Here is a 17,030-nt window from a genome sequence, read left to right as displayed (position 1 = left end):
GTCACACGGCATACATCCACCGCCAGCGGCGCGCCCCAGGTGTCCATTGGCGCGCCCCAGCTTTATCGGGTGACCCGATAAAGGGCGACTTCACCCCGGAACCTTTGTCGGGTGAAGGCGACCTTTGTCCCTAGACCCGATAAAGGTGGGACGGTTGGCGGGCGGTCAGCCGCGGTCCTTGACCCCGAGCATGGTGCGGGCGTCGGCGGTCGACATCGCCGGGCGCTGCATCACCTCGGCCAGGTGGGCGGCCCGCTCGACGAGCTGGGAGTTGTGCTCGACCGGCACCCCGCGGGCGTAGACGACGTTGTCCTCCATCCCGACCCGCAGGTGCCCACCCGCGGCGAGCGAGGCGGCGGCCACCGGGAGATGGCTGCGGCCGATGCCCGTCGCCGACCAGGAGGTGACCTCCGGCGGCAGCAGCGCGACGCCGGCGAGCAGCGCGGCGGGCGTACCCGGCATACCTCCCGGCACCCCGGTCACGAAGTCGACGTGCACCTTGCCCCCGAACGGCAGGCCGTGCGTGTCGACCAGCCGGGCCAGCGACGCCACGTGCCCCAGGTCGAACAGCTCGAACTCGGGCACCACCTCGCGCTCCTGCGCCTGGACGTAGAGGTCGGACATGAACCCATAGGGGTTGAGGAAGACGTCGTCGCCGAAGTTGGTCGTGCCGCAGGTCAGGCTGCACGAGTCGGGCTCGGCGTCGAGCACGGTCAACCGCTGGTCGAGCGGGTCGTGCACGCTGCCTCCGGTCGACAGCTGGATGATCAGCGAGGTCTGCTCGCGCAACGCATCCACCGCGGCCTTCAGGTAGCCGGGGTCGAGCGTCGGGCGGTGCTCGCCGTCACGGATGTGCAGGTGGATCATCGCGGCGCCGGCGGCCTCGCAGGAGACCGCGGTCTCGACCAGCTCGTCGAGGGTGGTCGGCAGCTGCGGGAAGTCCGCCTTGGCCAGCTCCGCGCCGGTGGGCGCAACGGTGATGAGGGTGCCGGCGACGGAGCCTTTCGAAAGAGCCATGGCCGACATCATGGCAGCCGCCCGCCGCCGCACGGACCGGGGTCAGCGCAGCTACGGAGCGACGACCACGACCTGGCTGGCGCTGACCCCCGCGACATCGAGGACCTCGTCGACGGGGGTGTTGCGCTTGACCAGTGCGAGACCGATCGGGCCGTCCTCGAAGTGCCGCGCCACGGAGGTCAGCTGGCCCACCTGCCGGTCTCCTGCCAGCACGGCATGCCCACGCTCGGGGAGCGTGTGCCCGGAGCCGTCGAGGTGGAGGAACACCAGGCGCCGCGGCGGGCGTCCGAGGTTGTGCACCCGCGCGACGGTCTCCTGCCCGCGGTAGCAGCCCTTGTGCAGGTGCACGGCGGTGCGGAGCCAGTCGACCTCGTGGGCGATGGTGCGGTGGTCGGTCTCGAACCCGAGGCGAGGGCGCCAGGCCGCGACGCGCAGCGCCTCGCTGGCCCACGTGCCGGCCAGGTCGCGGTCGCCGACCGCGTCGGCCAGCGCCGTGCGCGGCACCAGCACCTCGCGCCAGGCTCGCCCGAGTGCCGGGTGCCCTTCGACCGGTCCGTATGCCGCGGTGTCACCGACCAGGTCGGGCCACGGGTCGCGCCAGGCGAGAGGCTCCCCCGGTTGGGACTCGGCCGCCGAGGGCTCACCGAGGACCGCCCAGTCGGACGTCACGTCGGCGACCTCGACCCGGAGCATGAACCGCATCGAGTTGAGCCAGGTCGTGAGCGCCGGGGACTGTCCCGACTCGGTGGTGATCCAGGTGGTCTCACCGTCGTCGACGAGGTGGAGGTCGTGCTCGACGTGACCCTTGGGTGTCAGCACCAGGGCCTCGCGCGACTCGCGAGCGGGCAGTCCGGTCAGCTGCTGGCTGGTGATCGAGTGCAACCACGAGAGTCGGTCGGGTCCGGTGACCGTGACGACTCCTCGGTGGGAGAGGTCGACGACCGCCAAACCTTCGGTGATGAGGCGCTGCTCCCGGAGCGGGTCGCCGTAGTGTGCCGCCACACCGGCGTCCGGGCCGTCACCCTCGACGGCGCCCGACCGGTCGAGCAGCGCGGACCGGACCACCTCGGGCGCGCCCGGGTCGGTCGTCGTGCCTAGCGCGTCGCGCATGTGCTGCACTCTCCGTGGATCGCCATGTGTGTCACGTCAGCAACAAAGCCCGAGCCGGCCAGAACATTCCCCGCGAAGCCCTCGGCGTACTCCTTGGGGCACTCCTGGACGGTGCCGCAGGTCCGGCACACGAGGTGGATGTGGTCGGCGTGGTCGGCCAGGTGGTAGCTGGGCGCCCGGTGGTCGAGGTGCGTGTGACCGACGATCCCCAGCGACTCGAGGGCCTCCAGGGCGCGGTAGACGGTCGAGGGTGCGAGCGCCTGACCGCCGTCGCCGGCCACGCCCGCGACGACGTCCTCCGGGGTCGCGTGACCAAGTCGCGCCACGGCGTCGAGCACCCGCTGGCGCTGGGGCGTCATCCGACGTCCCTCTGCCCGCAACCGCTCGCCGACGTCCTGCACCACCCCAGAGTACGGTCCTGCGCCGATCCCACATCGGCGATACCTACACTGTCCGGGTGCCAGACCAACTCGAAGCCACCGAAGTCGTCGCCCAGGACGAGCCGAAGAAACGGCACCGCCTGCGCCGGGCCCTGGCGATCACCCTGGCTCTGGTCCTGCTGCTGGTCGTCGGCGGGGCCGCGGCATACGTGCTCTTCCTGAACCACACGGTCAGCAAGAACGTGAAGCACGACGCACTCCTCCCGACGCCCGGTGTGGACGGTGCCTCCGACGCCCCGACCAAGAACCCCGCGGCCAAGGAGGCCCAGAACATCCTGGTCATCGGTTCGGACGCGCGCTCGGGGCTGGCCGGCGCGCGGTCCGACGTCATCGTGCTCATGCACGTCGCCGACGACCGCAAGTCCGTCACGCTGGTGCACTTCCCCCGCGACCTCTGGGTCTCGGTGCCGGGGCACGGCAAGGACAAGATCAACGCGGCGTTCGCGTACGGCGGCTCACCGCTGCTCGTGCGGACGCTGCAGGACCTCGTCGGGGTGCCGATCGACCACGTCGCGCTCGTCGACTTCGAGGGCTTCAAGAACATGACCGACGCGGTCGGCGGCGTGAACGTCTACGCCGAGGAGGCCAGCAACAGCCGCGGGTACTCCTTCCACAAGGGGTACAACCAGATGGACGGTGCGGCCGCCCTGGCCTTCGTCCGGGAGCGCAAGCAGCTCAGCGAGGGCGACATCTCCCGGGGCCGGCGGCAGCAGGCCTTCATCAAGGCGCTGATGCTCAAGTCGCTGAGCAAGGACGTGCTGACCAACCCCGTGAAGCTGGCGCAGTTCGTCGACGCCGGCACCTCCAACCTCACCGTCGACAACGGGTTCAGCGTGGCCGACATGCGCAGCGAGGCGATCTCGATGCGCAACCTGCGTGGCAAGGACATCGCCTTCGTGACCGCCCCGTTCAGCGGGTTCGGCACGTCGCCGGGGGGCGCGTCGATCGACGTCGTGGACGACGCGGGGATGAAGACGCTCGGCGAGGCGCTGCAGAACGACGCCATGGACACCTACAAGGACAAGACGCACACGCCGTAGTTCGGGTTCGGGCCTGGGGTTCAGGGCCTGGCGGTCCAGGGCCTGGCGGTTCAGGGCCTGGCGAGCGCCCGCACGACGGCGGGCAGCGCGGCCATGATCTGCCCCGTCATCTCCTCGAAGACCTGGATGGGTCGGCGGTAGGGGTCGACCACGTCGGCATCGGCGTCGGCGAGCGGAGCACCCATCCCACGCTGCCCGGCGGCCAGCGTCACCACCCGCGCCACGTGGTCCCGGGCCTGGTCGCCTCCCTCGGCTCCCCGGTCCCCATCGCTCCGCAACTCCTCGTCGGTCAGCCCGGCCACGAGGTGGGCGAACTCCCGGAAGGTGAAGGTGTAGCGGACCGCCTTGGGGTGCAGGGTCATCACCTTGCCGCGGTGGGCGCGGGTGGCGGTGAGCACGAGGTCCGCGTCGGCGACCATCGCGGTGGTGAGGTCGCGCGCGACGAAGCCGTCCGCGGCATACCCCTGCGCTTCCAGGAGCGCCCGGGCCTGGGGCTCCATGGGATGGCCCGCCAGGGCCCCCGTGCCACCGCTGGCGACCTCGATCGCGCCACGACCCCACGAGCGGTCCAGCTCGGACTGGAGCGCGCGCTCGAGGAACGGCGAGCGGCAGATGTTGCCGGTGCAGACCGTCAGGACCCGCCCCAGGGTCGGCGCCATGGGCCGGACCTAGCCGACGCGCTTGAGCTCGGCCGAGAGGTGGCTCTGCAGGGGCTGGCCGACGGCGGCCATGTCCATGGCCCACATGAGGTTCGAGTTGACCAGGCCGTAGAGACGGCTCGCGGCGTTGTACTCCTTGGCGTGCGGGCTGCGCAGGACGCCATCGGTGCGCAGCTCGATCTTGGCCGGCTCGGCCTTGCCGTAGTAGAGCTCCACGATCCCGGTCGGGTGGGTCAGCAGCAGCTCGACCTCGCCGTCCTCGAACGGTCGCCAGAAACCCAGCTCGGTCGCCAGGGGGCGCACCTTCTCGCCGGCGTCGTCGAGCAGCCAGGTGCGGCTGTGCCACTCGAGGAACGGCCGACCGTCGTGGGACACCACCAGCTCCTGGCCGAAGTTGGCCGACTCGATGGTGGGGTAGCCGACCACGCCGGCGCCCTCCCAGCGGCCGATCAGCCAGGCCAGGGGGGCGAGCTCGCGGGGAAGGTCGGGGTCGAGGGTGAACTGCATCAGCGGGGCGTCTTGACCAGGCGGTAGACGACGAATCCCGCGAACCAGGTGATCACCACGGCGGTCAGGGCGAGGAGGGAGATGTAGAACGTGTGCACCCGCCAGATCGTAGCCTGTGCCACATGACTGCCTCCCGCGCGCTCGTCGTCAAGGTCACCTGCGGCACCGAGTCGCTCGAACGACTCAACCAGGCCTTCACCGTTGCGGCGACCGCCGTGGCGAGCGGGGTGCGGGTCAGCCTGTGGCTCACGGGTGAGGCCGCCTGGATGGGGGTGCCGGGCCGGGCCGAGGAGGTCGAGCTCGCCCACGCCGCCGATCTGGCCGACCTGCGCGACGCGGTCCTCGCCGGTGGGACGGTGACGGTGTGCGGGCAGTGCGCCGCCCGTCGGGACCTCACCGGGGCTGATCTCGTGGACGGGGTGGTGATCCGCGGGGCCGCGGCCTTCGTGGAGGAAGTCACCGCCGAGGGCGCCCAGGCCCTCGTCTACTGACCCCCCTCCCCGACTTCGGGCCACCCATGCGGCACCGGCGCCCCCCATCGGGCCCCCGCAGCGACACCGGTGGCCAGAAGTGCGCGGTGAGGTCGGGCGGTGACGGGGTGGGTCAGGCGTGGGTCAGGCGTGGATCAGGGGGTGAACCAGGGGGAGGACACCACGGCGTAGGCCACCACGCCGATCAGGAGCGACGACGCGGCCGCCGCAGCCAGCTGGGCTCTCGGCATCGCGGTCGCGGGCAGGGGGGCCAGCACCCGTCGAGCCGCGTGGGAGATCGCCGCCGCGAGCAGGCCGAGCAGGGCCGCCGGACCGGTCAGCAGGTCACCGGCGAGCACCGCGACGACGACGGCCGCCCCTCCCCCCACCAGCATGGCGATGAACAGCGCCCACTGCCGCAGCCGGGGGATCGAGACGCAGGGGTCGGCCAGGGCGCCGACGCCCAGCCCGGCCATCGTGGCGGCGAGGGCGTGCTCACCCTGCAGGACGTGCGGGATCGGGGCGAGGGCGGTGCCGGCCGAGATGATCGCCAGTCCGGAGGTCACGGCGGCGACGGACTCGGTGAGACGCGGCCGCCCGTCACGGCGCATCAGCTGGTGGAGGAACCCCACGATCACGCTCACCGCGAGCGCAGCAGGCATCCACTCGAGGTAGGGGTCCTCCCGGGTCGCCAGGGCCGTGCCGGTCATCAGGACGGTGCCGATCGCGAGCACGGCGGTGGTCCCGCGCGGGCTGGGCAGGCTGAGCAGCAGCGGCCATCCCCAGGCCAGCACGAACCCGGCGAGGGCGACGGCCAGGGCGACGAACTGGGGGCTGGCGTAGCCGGTCAGCGCCACCAGTGCCGCGAAGGCGATGGTCGCCGCGATCGACAGCGGACGCGCCACCAGGGCGCGGCGCGGGAGGGCCGGCTTCACGGTCTGCGCGTGGGCTCGGCGCTCTCTCCGGGTCAGCGGGACGGCAGGGCTGGGAGCCTGCTCGGGGACGTCGGACACAAGGGGCATCCTCGCATCACCCCCCGGCGAAGGGAGGCAGGACCTCCAGCACCGACCCGTCCGGGAGGTCGTGGTCGCGGTGCGTCGCGCGCCCGTCGAGGAGCAGGGTGCTGACCGCGGTCACCGCCGACAGACCGGGGTGCAAGCCGTCGACCACGGCCATGGCGTCCGCGACGGTCCGGCAGCCGCGGACGACGTCGGACTCCACGCCTGCTGCGGCCCGGGCACCGGCCCAGTAACGGACCGTGACCACGGCGCTGTCGTTCGCACGCGGCATACCCACGCTCCTCTCCCGGGACGGCTCCGACGGTGGGGCCCCACCTTTGAGACAAGGGTCTCACCATGTGTCCACACCCCCCGCAGGGGCCCCACAGCCGTATCCTTTCAAGGCATGGCCCGTCTGCTGCTGCTGACCAACGCCTTGGCGCCGAGCGCCGAGGTGCTGCCAGCACTGGGCCTGCTGACCCACCAGGTGCGGATCATCCCCGCCGAGCCGACCGCGCTGGTCGACGCTCCACCGTGTGACGCGGTGCTGCTCGACGCCCGGCGCGACCTCGCAGTGGCCCGCTCGCTGTGTCGCGTCCTGCGCGCCACGGGCATGTCGGTGCCGCTGATCGCCATCCTCACCGAGGGTGGGCTGGCCGGCATCACCGCCGAGTGGGGCGTCGACGAGGTGCTGCTCGAGTCCGCCGGCCCGGCCGAGGTCGAGGCCCGGTTGCGGCTGGCCGCCGGTCGGCTCCAGGACAACCAGGAGCCCGAGGACGTCCAGATCACCTCGGGCGAGGTCACCATCGACGAGGCCACCTACTCGGCGCGGGTCCGGGGCCGGCTGCTCGACCTGACCTACAAGGAGTTCGAGCTCCTCAAGTACCTCGCCCAGCACCCGGGCCGCGTGTTCAGCCGCGCCCAGCTCCTCCAGGAGGTCTGGGGCTACGACTACTACGGCGGCACCCGCACCGTCGACGTGCACGTGCGCCGGCTGCGGGCCAAGCTCGGCTCCGAGCACGAGGTGCTGATCGGCACCGTGCGCAACGTCGGCTACCGCTTCGTCCCGGCCGAGGAAGCCCGCGCCGACGAGGTCGGCGCCGACGCCTGAAGTCACACCGAAAGTCGTTGTCCAGCAACAGAAGGCGCCCCTCCCGTTTCCGGGAGGGGCGCCTTCTGTTGCGGTGTATGCCGTGTGGCTACCGGATCAGAACGATCAGTTCTTGGTGATCCGGGTCTCGGCCACCGGGCTGTACGGCGAGTTCGCCTGCAGGTAGTTCGCGAAGGCGTCGATGTCGAGCCCACCGAAGAACCGGCCGGTGCCGTCCCGGAAGCCGGGGAGGCCGTCGCCACCGTCTGCGACGAAGTTGTTCGTCACGATCCGGTAGGTCGCCGTGTCGCTGATCGCGGTGCCGTTCAGCGTGACCGGGCCGAGGACCCGGCTGCCGGTGGCGTCGCTGTAGCTGTAGGCGAAGCCCTTGGACACCTGGAGGATGACCGGCCGGGCAATGGTGTTCGGCGACGACTTGGCGCCACCGTTCCACTGCTCGAGCAGGATCTCCTTGATCTGCGCGCCGGTCAGCGTCATCGAGACGAGGTAGTTGTTGAACGGCTGGACCGAGAACGCCTCCTCGTAGGTGACCGCACCGGGTGCCTCGCCCCACGGGGAGTTGGCATAGGTCAGGTTGGTGCGGATGCCGCCCGGGTTCATGAACGCGATCGTCGGGACGTCGCCGTTGGTCACGACCGACGGGTCGGCGAGCTGGGCGTCGGCGATGAGGTCGCCGAGCTTGGACTCGCCACCGGCGTTGGCGGCCGTGGTGATGTCGCCGCTGATGGTGCCCAGGACCCGGCTGGCGACCGGCGCGATGAGCTGCTTGTAGTCGGTGATGATCTTGGTCTGCGCCGCGTCCTTGAACTGCGCGTCACGGGTCACGATGACGTTGCTGCCCGCGACCGAGCTGCGCACGATGTCCTGGGTGCGCCGGTCGAAGGTCAGGTCGGTCTCGGTGACCAGCCGCCCGAAGGACGAGGCCGAGGTGACCAGGCGCGGCTGACCGGCCGGGTCGGGGATGCTGCACACGTAGGGGGTGTGCGTGTGCCCGCTGACGATCACGTCGATCTGCGGCGAAAGCTGCTGCGCGATCGGGATGATCGGGCTGGCCGGGACGTTCAGGCCGGTGCTGGTGCCCGTCGGGCAGGCGGAGTCGTACTTGTTCTCGAGCCCGCTGAGGTGGGCGGTGCTGGCGGTGCGAGCCGGCACCCCGCCCTGGTGGATGAGGACGACGATGGCCTTCACGCCCTCGGCCTCGAGCTGGGGCACGAGCGCGTTCGCGGTCTGCACCTCGTCGGTGAACTCCAGGCCCTCGATGCCCGACGCGGTCACGATGTTCGGGGTGTCCTTGAGCGTCATGCCGATGAAGCCGATCTTGGCGCCCTTGAAGTTCTTGACCCAGGTGGCGGGGAGGATCGTCTGGCCGGTCGCCTTGTACTTCACGTTGGCGGCCAGGATCGGGAAGTTCGCCCCCGTGAAGGTCTTGCCACCGGGGCAGGAGTCCTGGTTCGCGGCACCGTTGCCGTCGGGCAGGCACCCGCCGTCGGCCAGTCGCTGGAGCTCCTTGTAGCCCTCGTCGAACTCGTGGTTGCCCACGGCCGTGACGTCGAGGCCGAGGCTGTTCATCGCCTCGATGCTGGGCTCGTCGTGGAAGGCGGCCGACAGCAGCGGGGACGCACCGACGATGTCACCGGCGGCGACGGTCGCGGTGTAGGGGTGACCCGCACGCAGGGCCTTCAGGTGCCCGGCGAGGTACTCCACGCCACCGGCGTTGACCGTCTGCGGCGTCGCGGTGTAGGTGACGACACCAGTGTTCGGGTTGGTCGTCGACGTCTCGGTGTAGGTGTCCGAGGTGATGATGCGACCACTCGAGCCGGACGGGGGCTCGAGGTTGCCGTGGAAGTCGTTGAACGACAGGAGCTGGATGTCGATCAGCGGTCCGTTGGAGGCGGCCTGTGAGCTGCCACCGGTGAACGCTGCGCCGGTGGCTGCCAGGGCGGCCACCGCCACGACGCTGGAGATGCGCCGAGTGCGGGAAAAGGTCATGGATGCGTCCTTGTGCGGGAGGAGATACCGGCGGTAGCCGGACCCGTGCAGGCTAAACGCGGATCGGCCCGGAGGGAAGATGCATGGTCCAATGCTTTTCGTGCCGTTATCTCCCGTCCGCCTCGCCGACACCCTGACGTCCGCCGAGGTCGCCCGCGTCCGCGAGATCCAGGCCGCGGCGACCGCCGCCGACGGGGTCAGCCCGCTGTCCGAGCAGCCGCTCCTCTCCCTCGATGCACCGAGCGGTCGGGTCCGCCACCTCCTCGGGTATGCCGCGGAGCGGCTCACCGGGTACGCCCAGCTGGACGGCCCCACCGGACCCGACGCCTCGGCCGAGCTCGTCGTCGACCCGGCCGCCCGGCGGCAGGGCACCGGACGCGCCCTCCTCGACGCCGTGTTCGAGGCCGCTCCCGGGGCCCGGCTCTGGGCGCATGGCCGCCTGCCCGCTGCGCAGGCCCTGGCGGCGAGCGCCGGGCTGGCGGCGGTGCGCGAGCTGCACAAGATGGCCCGCCCCCTCGGAGCGGCCGACCTCGCACCGGCCGCGTCCGCACTGCCCGAGGGCTTTCACGCGCGCGCCTTCGAGCCCGGTCGGGACGAGCAGGCCTGGCTGGCGACCAACGCGGCCGCCTTCGCCCACCACCCGGAGCAGGGCCGGCTGACGCTGGCCGACCTCGAGGAGCGGATGGCGCAGCCGTGGTTCGACGCGGCCGGCTTCATCCTCGTGGAGGCGGACGCGACGGTCCTCGACGCTGCCGGTATCTCTCCCATTGGAGGGATACCTGCGCCGCACGTCGCGGCCTTCCACTGGACCAAGGTCGACCCCGAGCAGCGCTCGTCCGTGGACCCGACCAAGACGGCCGGTGAGGTGTACGTGGTCGGGGTGCACCCGGCATACCAAGGGCGTGGGTTGGGGCGGCCGGTGACGGCCCTCGGGCTGGCCCACCTGGCCGGGCTGGGGCTGGCCGAGGTGGTGCTCTACGTCGACGGCGACAACCAGGCGGCGATACGCACCTACACGGGGCTGGGTTTCCGCAGCATCATGGTGGACGTGATGTACGCGCTGGCTGTTTGATCCACCCAGGTTCACCGAGCACCATCTGTTAACCCAGCACTGTCAGGATGACGGCATGACTGTGACGACCCACCCCACGGACGAGGGCGAGATCTTCGACGGCGACGACGCCGGCCACGAGATCTCGATCGCGAGCGCGCAGCCGCGGGCCTCGAACGGGCGCTTCATGCGGATCGTCCACGCGGCGGGTGGCCAGGACGACAGCGGCCTCCCGGCCGACCGGTTCCTCGACCGCGAGATCTCGTGGCTGCAGTTCAACGAGCGGGTGCTCCAGCTCGCCGCCGATGACACGGTGCCGCTATTGGAGCGGGCCCGGTTCCTCGCGATCTTCACGTCGAACCTCGACGAGTTCTTCATGGTCCGCGTCGCAGGTCTCAAGCGTCGCATCGCGACCGGTCTCGCGGTCCGGTCGGCCTCCGGGCTGGAGCCGCGCGAGGTGCTCGAGCAGATCTCGCTCGTCGCCCACGAGCTGCAGGCCATGCAGACGGCGGTCTACAAGGACCGGGTGCAGCCCGCGCTGGAGGACGAGGGGATCTCCATCGTCCGCTGGGACGAGCTGAGTGACGCCGAGCGCGCCCTGCACTCCGAGCTCTTCGCCGAGCGGGTCTTCCCGGTGCTGACCCCGTTGGCCGTCGACCCGGCGCACCCGTTCCCCTACATCTCCGGCCTGTCGCTCAACCTCGCCGTGGTGCTGGTCAACCCCAAGACCGGCAAGGAGCACTTCGCCCGCGTCAAGGTGCCACCGCTGCTGCCGCGCCTGCTGCACATCGAGCCCGAGAGCGGCGAGCCGTCGACCTCCGACCTGTTCAACACCCGGTTCGTGCCGCTCGAGGACGTCATCGCCGCCCACCTCGACATGCTCTTCCCCGGCATGGAGGTGCAGGAGCACTTCACCTTCCGGGTCACCCGCAACGAGGACCTCGAGGTCGAGGAGGACGACGCCGAGAACCTCCTTACCGCCCTGGAGAAGGAGCTGACCCGCCGCCGGTTCGGCCCGCCAGTGCGCCTCGAGGTCGACGAGACCATCGACGACCACGTGCTCGACATGCTGGTGCGCGAGCTCGGTGTCAACGACAGCGAGGTCTACCGGCTCCCCGCTCCGCTCGACCTGCGCGGCCTCAACCTCGTCGCCGACCTCGAGCGCTCAGACCTGAGGTACGCGCCGTTCCGCGGGCAGATGCACCCCGACCTCGCACCCGCGGAGAGCTCCAAGCCCTCCGAGATCCTGCCGATCGTCCGCGACAAGGACGTGTTGCTGCAGCACCCCTACGACTCGTTCTCGACGTCGGTGCAGGCGTTCATCGAGCAGGCTGCGGCCGACCCCAACGTGCTGGCGATCAAGCAGACCCTCTACCGCACGAGCGGCGACTCCCCCATCATCGACGCCCTCATCGACGCCGCCGAGTCGGGCAAGCAGGTGCTGGCGATCGTCGAGATCAAGGCGCGCTTCGACGAGAAGAACAACATCTCCTGGGCCCGCAAGCTGGAGCATGCTGGGGTCCACGTCGTCTACGGCATCGTCGGCCTCAAGACCCACGCCAAGCTCTGCATGGTGGTCCGCCAGGAGCAGGACGGCAGCCTGCGGCGCTACTGCCACATCGGCACCGGCAACTACAACGGCAAGACGGCCCGCCTCTACGAGGACTTCGGACTGCTGACCTCCGACCCCCAGGTGGGCGACGACCTCGCGCGGTTGTTCAACCAGCTCTCCGGCTTCGCCCCGCGCCAGAAGTTCAAGCGTCTGCTCGTCGCGCCCCGGTCCGTGCGCTCCGGTCTGCTCGAGCGGATCGAGGGGGAGGTCGAGCACGTCGAGGCCGGGCGCGGTGGACTCGTCCAGCTCAAGGTGAACTCGATCGTCGACGAGCAGCTCATCGACGCCCTCTACCGCGCCTCGCAGGCCGGGGTGCACGTGGACATCTGGGTCCGCGGCATCTGCGCCCTGCGCCCGGGTGTGAAGGGGCTGTCCGACAACATCGAGGTCCACTCGGTGCTGGGGCGGTTCCTCGAGCACTCCCGCGTGTTCCTCTTCGGTGGCGGTGGCGAGCCCGAGGTCTACATCGGGAGCGCCGACATGATGCACCGCAACCTCGACCGCCGCGTCGAGGCGCTGGTGCGGATCGCCGACCCGAAGCACGTCGCCGACCTGCAGTCCCTGCTCGCCCGGGGGATGAGCAACGACTACGCCCACTGGCGACTGACCGGTGACGGCCGCTGGACCCGCGTGTACCTGGACGAGGACGGCGAGCCGCTCACCGACCTGCAGAGCGCGATGATCGAGATGCACGCCAAGCGCCGTCGCAAGGCCCGCCGGCGTTGACCGCGCCCATCCCTGCCGCGGGCACCGTCCCGTGGCGTCGGCGACGGGGCCAGCTCGAGGTCGCGCTGGTCCACCGTCCCAAGTACGACGACTGGTCGTGGGCCAAGGGCAAGCTCGACCCCGGCGAGGACTGGCCGGTCGCAGCGGTCCGGGAGACCCGCGAGGAGACGGCGCTCGCCGTCGGCCTGGGCCGGCCGCTGCCGGGGTCGGAGTACACCGTGCTCGACGGCGCGGGGCAGCCGGCCACCAAGGAGGTCCGCTACTGGGCCGCCGAGGCGACCAGCCCGGCCGGGCCGTTGGAGAACGAGATCGACGAGGTCCGCTGGCTCGACGTCATCGCCGCCTCGGACCGCCTCGACTACGCGCGGGACCGCGACCAGCTCCGCGCCATCGTGCGCGCCGACAACGCCGGCACGCTGACCACCTGGCCACTCGCCCTGGTGCGCCATGCCCATGCCGTGGGGCGCGGGTCGTGGGCCGCTGACGACCAGAAGCGCCCCCTCGACGACGTCGGCCGCGCCCGGGCCGCGGACATCGCGCCCTTGCTCGCGGCATACGGCATCCGGCGGCTGGTGAGCTCACCGTCGCTGCGCTGCGCCGACACCCTGCGCCCCTACGCGGCGCACCTCGGCGCGGCCCTGCGGACCAAGGACGGCCTGAGTGAGGAGGGGTATGCCGCGCAGCCGGCTCGCGCCGCACACCACCTCGGGCGGTTGGTCGAGAGAGGCACCCCGGCGGCCATCTGCAGCCATGGCCCGGTGCTGCCGGAGCTGCTGATGGCGCTGCTCGCGCTGGTCGACCCCGACGAGCCCGAGGCCGACCTCGCGGGCGCCGCACTGCGGGCCGCCGCCCGCGACAAGATGGGCAAGGGCGAGGTCCTCGTGGCCCACCTCGCGGGCAGCGGCGCACAGGCCAGGCTGGTCGCCGTCGAGCGCCACCTGCCCCCCTCCTGACCGCTCACTGACCAGTCGTTCACCCCCTGCATCCCGGGGGGTCGGTGCGGCGACGTCGAATGTCTGACTGGTGTTCACCGCGCGTTCACCCTGCACGGGCCACTGCGTCACTCTCCCTGCCTACCTTCGGGGCGTCGGGTACGAATGCCCGCCCCTGATTTCCACCCCTGATCCCCTGTGGAGAGGTTTTGACACCGTGAAGATCCAGCGCATCGGCCTCCTGGCCAGCGTGGCCCTGGTCGGCTCCCTCGCGCTCACCGCGTGCGGCTCCGACAACAACACCGGCTCCGACGGCAGCTCGTCCAGCTCGAGCGCCTCCGCCGGCGCGTCCGACTGCCCCGAGGGCGGCGGCACGCTGAACGCCGAGGGCTCCTCCGCTCAGAAGAACGCCATCGAAGAGGCCATCGCGTCGTTCCAGGACGCCTGTGAGGGCACCACGATCAACTACAACCCGACTGGTTCGGGCGCCGGCATCAAGCAGTTCATCGCCGGCCAGGTCGACTTCGCCGGCTCCGACTCGGCGCTCAAGACCACCGAGAAGGACGGCAAGATCGAGGCTGACGACGCGGCCGCCTACTGCGGCTCGCCCGCGTGGAACCTCCCGATGGTGACCGGCCCGATCGCCGTCGCCTACAACGTCAAGGGCGTGGACAAGCTCGTCCTCACCCCTGCGGTCGCCGCCGACATCTTCAACGGCAAGGTGACCACCTGGAACGACAAGGCGATCGCCGCCCTGAACTCCGGTGTGACCCTGCCGTCCGAGCCGATCAAGGTCTTCTTCCGCTCCGACGAGTCCGGCACGACCGAGAACTTCACCAAGTACCTCAAGGCTGCTGCTCCCGACAAGTGGACCGCCGAGCCGGGCAAGGCCTGGACCGGCAAGGGCGAGGGCAAGCAGAAGTCCGACGGTGTCGCCGGTGCGGTGAAGACCACCGAGGGTGGCATCACCTACGCCGAGTGGTCCTACGCCAAGGACAACCAGCTGGGCATCGCCCAGATCGACAACGGTGGCGGCGCGGTCGAGCTGACCGCCGAGTCGGTCGGCAAGGCCGTCCTGGCTGCCAAGGCTGACGGCGAGGGCAACGACCTGCGCCTGAAGCTGGACTACGCCACCAAGGAGGCCGGTGCCTACCCGATCCTCCTGGTCACCTACGAGATCGTCTGCTCCAAGGGCAAGGACGCCAAGAAGGCGGCCCTGACCAAGGCGTTCCTCACCCACTTCGCCTCGGCCGAGACCCAGAAGGGCCTCGAGGACATCGGCTACGCGCCGCTCCCGACCGAGATCCAGACCAAGGTCGAGGCTGCCATCAAGGCCCTGTCCTGACCTAGGTTCACCGGTATGCCGCGGGGCTGGCTCCCAGCCCCGCGGCATACCTGCTCCCCCACTCCCTGCTCCCACCCTCCTGCACCCCCGATCGTGAGGCACATCCCGTGGCATCAGTGACCGGAGTCTCCGTCGCCGACGAGCTGCCCGGCCCGGACGGGCGAGGCCCCCTCAGTGGTGACAACGCAGGCACCGGTCGCCTGGGCGACAAGGCCTTCGCCGCTGCGGCCAAGGGGTCCGGCGCGCTGGTCATCGGCCTCGTCACGCTGGTCGGTGTCTTCCTGCTGTGGCAGGCCATCCCCGCGATCGCCGACGACAAGGTCAACTTCCTGACCTCGCGCGAGTGGTCGGTCAGCGACAGCGACAACCTGCGGTTCGGCATCGTCGAGCTGCTCTGGACGACCGTCGCCGCCTCCACCATCGCGATGCTGATCGCGGTCCCGGTCGGGGTGGCGGTCGCGCTGTTCATCACGCAGTACTCGCCGCGGTGGCTCTCGCGCCCGGCGGCCAGCATCATCGACCTGCTCGCGGCCGTGCCGTCGATCGTCTACGGCCTCTGGGGCCTGAAGACCTTCACCCCGTGGTTCGACCCGTTCCAGATCTGGCTGTCCGACCACCTCGGGTGGATCCCGCTCTTCTCGCGCACGGGCACCAGCGGCACGATCCTGCTCATCGGCGTCGTGCTCTCCATCATGATCCTGCCGATCGTCACGGCGCTGTCGCGTGAGGTCTTCGCGCAGACCCCGGTGACCCACATGGAGGGCGCGCTCGCCCTCGGCGCCACGAAGTGGGAGATGATCCGCACCGCGGTGCTGCCCTTCGGGCGCCCCGGCGTGATCTCCGCCGCGATGCTGGCCCTCGGCCGCGCGCTCGGCGAGACCATCGCCGTCACCATCATCGTCTCGACCCTCCCGCAGGGCTCGAAGTGGACCTGGTCGCTGCTCAACGGTGGCGAGACCTTCGCCTCGCGGATCGCCAACAACGCCGGCGAGTTCGACTCCCCCGCCAAGACCGGGGCCTTCATCGCCGCGGGCCTGGTGCTGTTCGTCCTGACCTTCATCGTCAACGCGATCGCCCGCATCGTCATCGAGCGCAGGAAGGCCTTCACCGAATGAGCACCGACACCGTGGCCAAGGCTCCCGAGCGCGCCGCACCCCCGGCGCTGGGACACCCCGCCCGTGGGCGCGCGTTCCGGGACCAGCTGGCCCGCGTGGTCATGTGGGTGGCCTTCCTCATCGCCCTGATCCCGCTGGTGTGGATCCTGTGGACCGTGCTGTCCAAGGGCGTCGGGCTCGTGCTCGACTCGCAGTGGTGGACCAACTCGCAGAAGGGCATCACCTCCCGACGCGAGGGAGGCGGCGCCGTCCACGCCATCCAGGGCACCCTGATCCAGGGCGTCACCACCTCGGTGATCTCCGTGCCGATCGGCGTGATGACCGCGATCTACCTCGTCGAGTACGGCCGTGGGAAGTTCGCGAAGGCGGTCTCGTTCATGGTCGACATCCTCACCGGTGTCCCGTCGATCGTGGCCGGCCTGTTCGTCTACGCGGTGTGGGTCACGACCTTCGGGTTCCAGCGGGTCGGCTTCGCGGTCTGCCTGGCGTTGGTCCTGCTGATGATCCCGGTCATCGTGCGGTCCACCGAGGAGATGCTCAAGCTCGTCCCCAACGAGCTGCGCGAGGCCTCCTACGCACTCGGCGTCCCGAAGTGGAAGACCATCGTCCGGGTCGTCCTCCCGACCGCCTTCTCCGGCATCATCACCGGGGTCCTGCTCGGCCTGGCCCGCGTGATGGGCGAGACCGCGCCGCTGCTGATCCTCGGCCCGTACACCAAGTCGATCGCCACCGACCTGTTCGGTGGCTACATGGCCACCCTGCCCACGATGATCAACCAGGACCGCACCGAGAGCCTGCAGCCGGCCGTCGACCGGGTCTGGGCCGCGGCCCTGACCCTCATCCTCCTGGTCCTGATCCTCAACCTCGCCGGCCGGGTCATCGCCCGGTTCGGCTCCGTGACGAAGTAG

17 protein-coding genes are annotated in these 17,030 nt (G+C 70.6%); 9 read left to right on the top strand and 8 right to left on the bottom strand.

Translation table 11 applies throughout. The features are described from left to right. Window positions 1–165 precede the first annotated feature (165 nt). From ASG91_RS07845 to ASG91_RS07835, 3 genes are read right to left on the bottom strand one after another with little or no spacing between them, the layout of a single operon-like run. Complete coding sequence (locus ASG91_RS07845) at window positions 166–1,017, bottom strand: 3-keto-5-aminohexanoate cleavage protein (protein WP_056922076.1); 852 nt, start codon at window positions 1,015–1,017, stop codon at window positions 166–168. 51 nt (window positions 1,018–1,068) lie between these two features. Further along, window positions 1,069–2,127, bottom strand: a complete 1,059-nt coding sequence (locus tag ASG91_RS07840) for a folate-binding protein YgfZ (protein WP_056922075.1) — start codon at window positions 2,125–2,127, stop codon at window positions 1,069–1,071. Next, complete coding sequence (locus ASG91_RS07835) at window positions 2,112–2,486, bottom strand: Fur family transcriptional regulator (protein ID WP_056922317.1); 375 nt, start codon at window positions 2,484–2,486, stop codon at window positions 2,112–2,114. The genes ASG91_RS07840 and ASG91_RS07835 overlap by 16 nt, the downstream gene beginning before the upstream one ends. A 98-nt stretch (window positions 2,487–2,584) precedes the next feature. Between ASG91_RS07835 and ASG91_RS07830 the strand changes: the two genes are divergently transcribed. Then, entirely contained in the window at window positions 2,585–3,607 is a 1,023-nt protein-coding gene (locus tag ASG91_RS07830; RefSeq protein WP_056922074.1) for an LCP family protein, read from the top strand. A gap of 50 nt (window positions 3,608–3,657) precedes the next feature. On the opposite strand, the gene ASG91_RS07825 is transcribed toward ASG91_RS07830, so the two are convergent. Next, window positions 3,658–4,266, bottom strand: a complete 609-nt coding sequence (locus ASG91_RS07825; protein ID WP_056922073.1) for a low molecular weight phosphatase family protein — start codon at window positions 4,264–4,266, stop codon at window positions 3,658–3,660. Window positions 4,267–4,275: 9 nt separating this feature from the next. Further along, window positions 4,276–4,773, bottom strand: a complete 498-nt coding sequence (locus ASG91_RS07820; RefSeq protein WP_056922072.1) for an FABP family protein — start codon at window positions 4,771–4,773, stop codon at window positions 4,276–4,278. Window positions 4,774–4,895: 122 nt separating this feature from the next. On the opposite strand from ASG91_RS07820, the gene ASG91_RS07815 reads away from it, so the two are divergent. Further along, window positions 4,896–5,264 (top strand): DsrE family protein, encoded by a 369-nt coding sequence (locus ASG91_RS07815; protein ID WP_056922071.1) that lies wholly within the window; start codon window positions 4,896–4,898, stop codon window positions 5,262–5,264. A 134-nt stretch (window positions 5,265–5,398) separates the two neighbouring features. On the opposite strand, the gene ASG91_RS07810 is transcribed toward ASG91_RS07815, so the two are convergent. Next, window positions 5,399–6,256, bottom strand: coding sequence for a hypothetical protein (locus tag ASG91_RS07810; RefSeq protein WP_056922070.1), 858 nt, complete (start codon window positions 6,254–6,256; stop codon window positions 5,399–5,401). A 16-nt stretch (window positions 6,257–6,272) separates the two neighbouring features. Then, window positions 6,273–6,533 (bottom strand): MoaD/ThiS family protein, encoded by a 261-nt coding sequence (locus ASG91_RS07805; protein ID WP_056922069.1) that lies wholly within the window; start codon window positions 6,531–6,533, stop codon window positions 6,273–6,275. 114 nt (window positions 6,534–6,647) lie between these two features. On the opposite strand from ASG91_RS07805, the gene ASG91_RS07800 reads away from it, so the two are divergent. After that, window positions 6,648–7,352: a response regulator transcription factor gene (locus ASG91_RS07800; protein ID WP_056922068.1), complete on the top strand. Its 705-nt coding sequence runs from the start codon at window positions 6,648–6,650 to the stop codon at window positions 7,350–7,352. A gap of 105 nt (window positions 7,353–7,457) precedes the next feature. Here ASG91_RS07800 and ASG91_RS07795 read toward each other — a convergent pair whose 3' ends face one another. After that, window positions 7,458–9,341, bottom strand: a complete 1,884-nt coding sequence (locus tag ASG91_RS07795) for a bifunctional UDP-sugar hydrolase/5'-nucleotidase (RefSeq protein ID WP_082593994.1) — start codon at window positions 9,339–9,341, stop codon at window positions 7,458–7,460. 100 nt (window positions 9,342–9,441) lie between these two features. Between ASG91_RS07795 and mshD the strand changes: the two genes are divergently transcribed. The 6 genes from mshD to pstA all read left to right on the top strand — a co-directional run bounded on the left by mshD (window position 9,442) and on the right by pstA (window position 17,030). Beyond that, window positions 9,442–10,413 (top strand): mycothiol synthase, encoded by a 972-nt coding sequence (gene mshD / locus ASG91_RS07790; RefSeq protein ID WP_235545474.1) that lies wholly within the window; start codon window positions 9,442–9,444, stop codon window positions 10,411–10,413. A 55-nt stretch (window positions 10,414–10,468) separates the two neighbouring features. Continuing rightward, window positions 10,469–12,730, top strand: a complete 2,262-nt coding sequence (locus ASG91_RS07785) for an RNA degradosome polyphosphate kinase (RefSeq protein ID WP_082593992.1) — start codon at window positions 10,469–10,471, stop codon at window positions 12,728–12,730. Beyond that, entirely contained in the window at window positions 12,727–13,683 is a 957-nt protein-coding gene (locus ASG91_RS07780; protein ID WP_056922067.1) for an NUDIX hydrolase, read from the top strand. Before ASG91_RS07785 ends, ASG91_RS07780 begins: the two co-directional genes overlap by 4 nt. 196 nt (window positions 13,684–13,879) lie before the next feature. Then, on the top strand, window positions 13,880–15,007 hold the full coding sequence (pstS, locus tag ASG91_RS07775) for a phosphate ABC transporter substrate-binding protein PstS (RefSeq protein ID WP_056922066.1): 1,128 nt from the start codon (window positions 13,880–13,882) through the stop codon (window positions 15,005–15,007). A gap of 107 nt (window positions 15,008–15,114) precedes the next feature. Next, on the top strand, window positions 15,115–16,122 hold the full coding sequence (gene pstC / locus ASG91_RS07770) for a phosphate ABC transporter permease subunit PstC (RefSeq protein WP_056922065.1): 1,008 nt from the start codon (window positions 15,115–15,117) through the stop codon (window positions 16,120–16,122). Continuing rightward, window positions 16,119–17,030 (top strand): phosphate ABC transporter permease PstA, encoded by a 912-nt coding sequence (gene pstA, locus ASG91_RS07765; protein ID WP_056922064.1) that lies wholly within the window; start codon window positions 16,119–16,121, stop codon window positions 17,028–17,030. The genes pstC and pstA overlap by 4 nt, the downstream gene beginning before the upstream one ends.

Origin of the sequence: Phycicoccus sp. Soil802, from assembly GCF_001429605.1 — a bacterium.
GTDB lineage: Bacteria > Actinomycetota > Actinomycetes > Actinomycetales > Dermatophilaceae > Pedococcus.
Note: the sequence above shows the minus strand (reverse complement) of the source record. Positions and strands in the feature narration are given on the sequence as shown.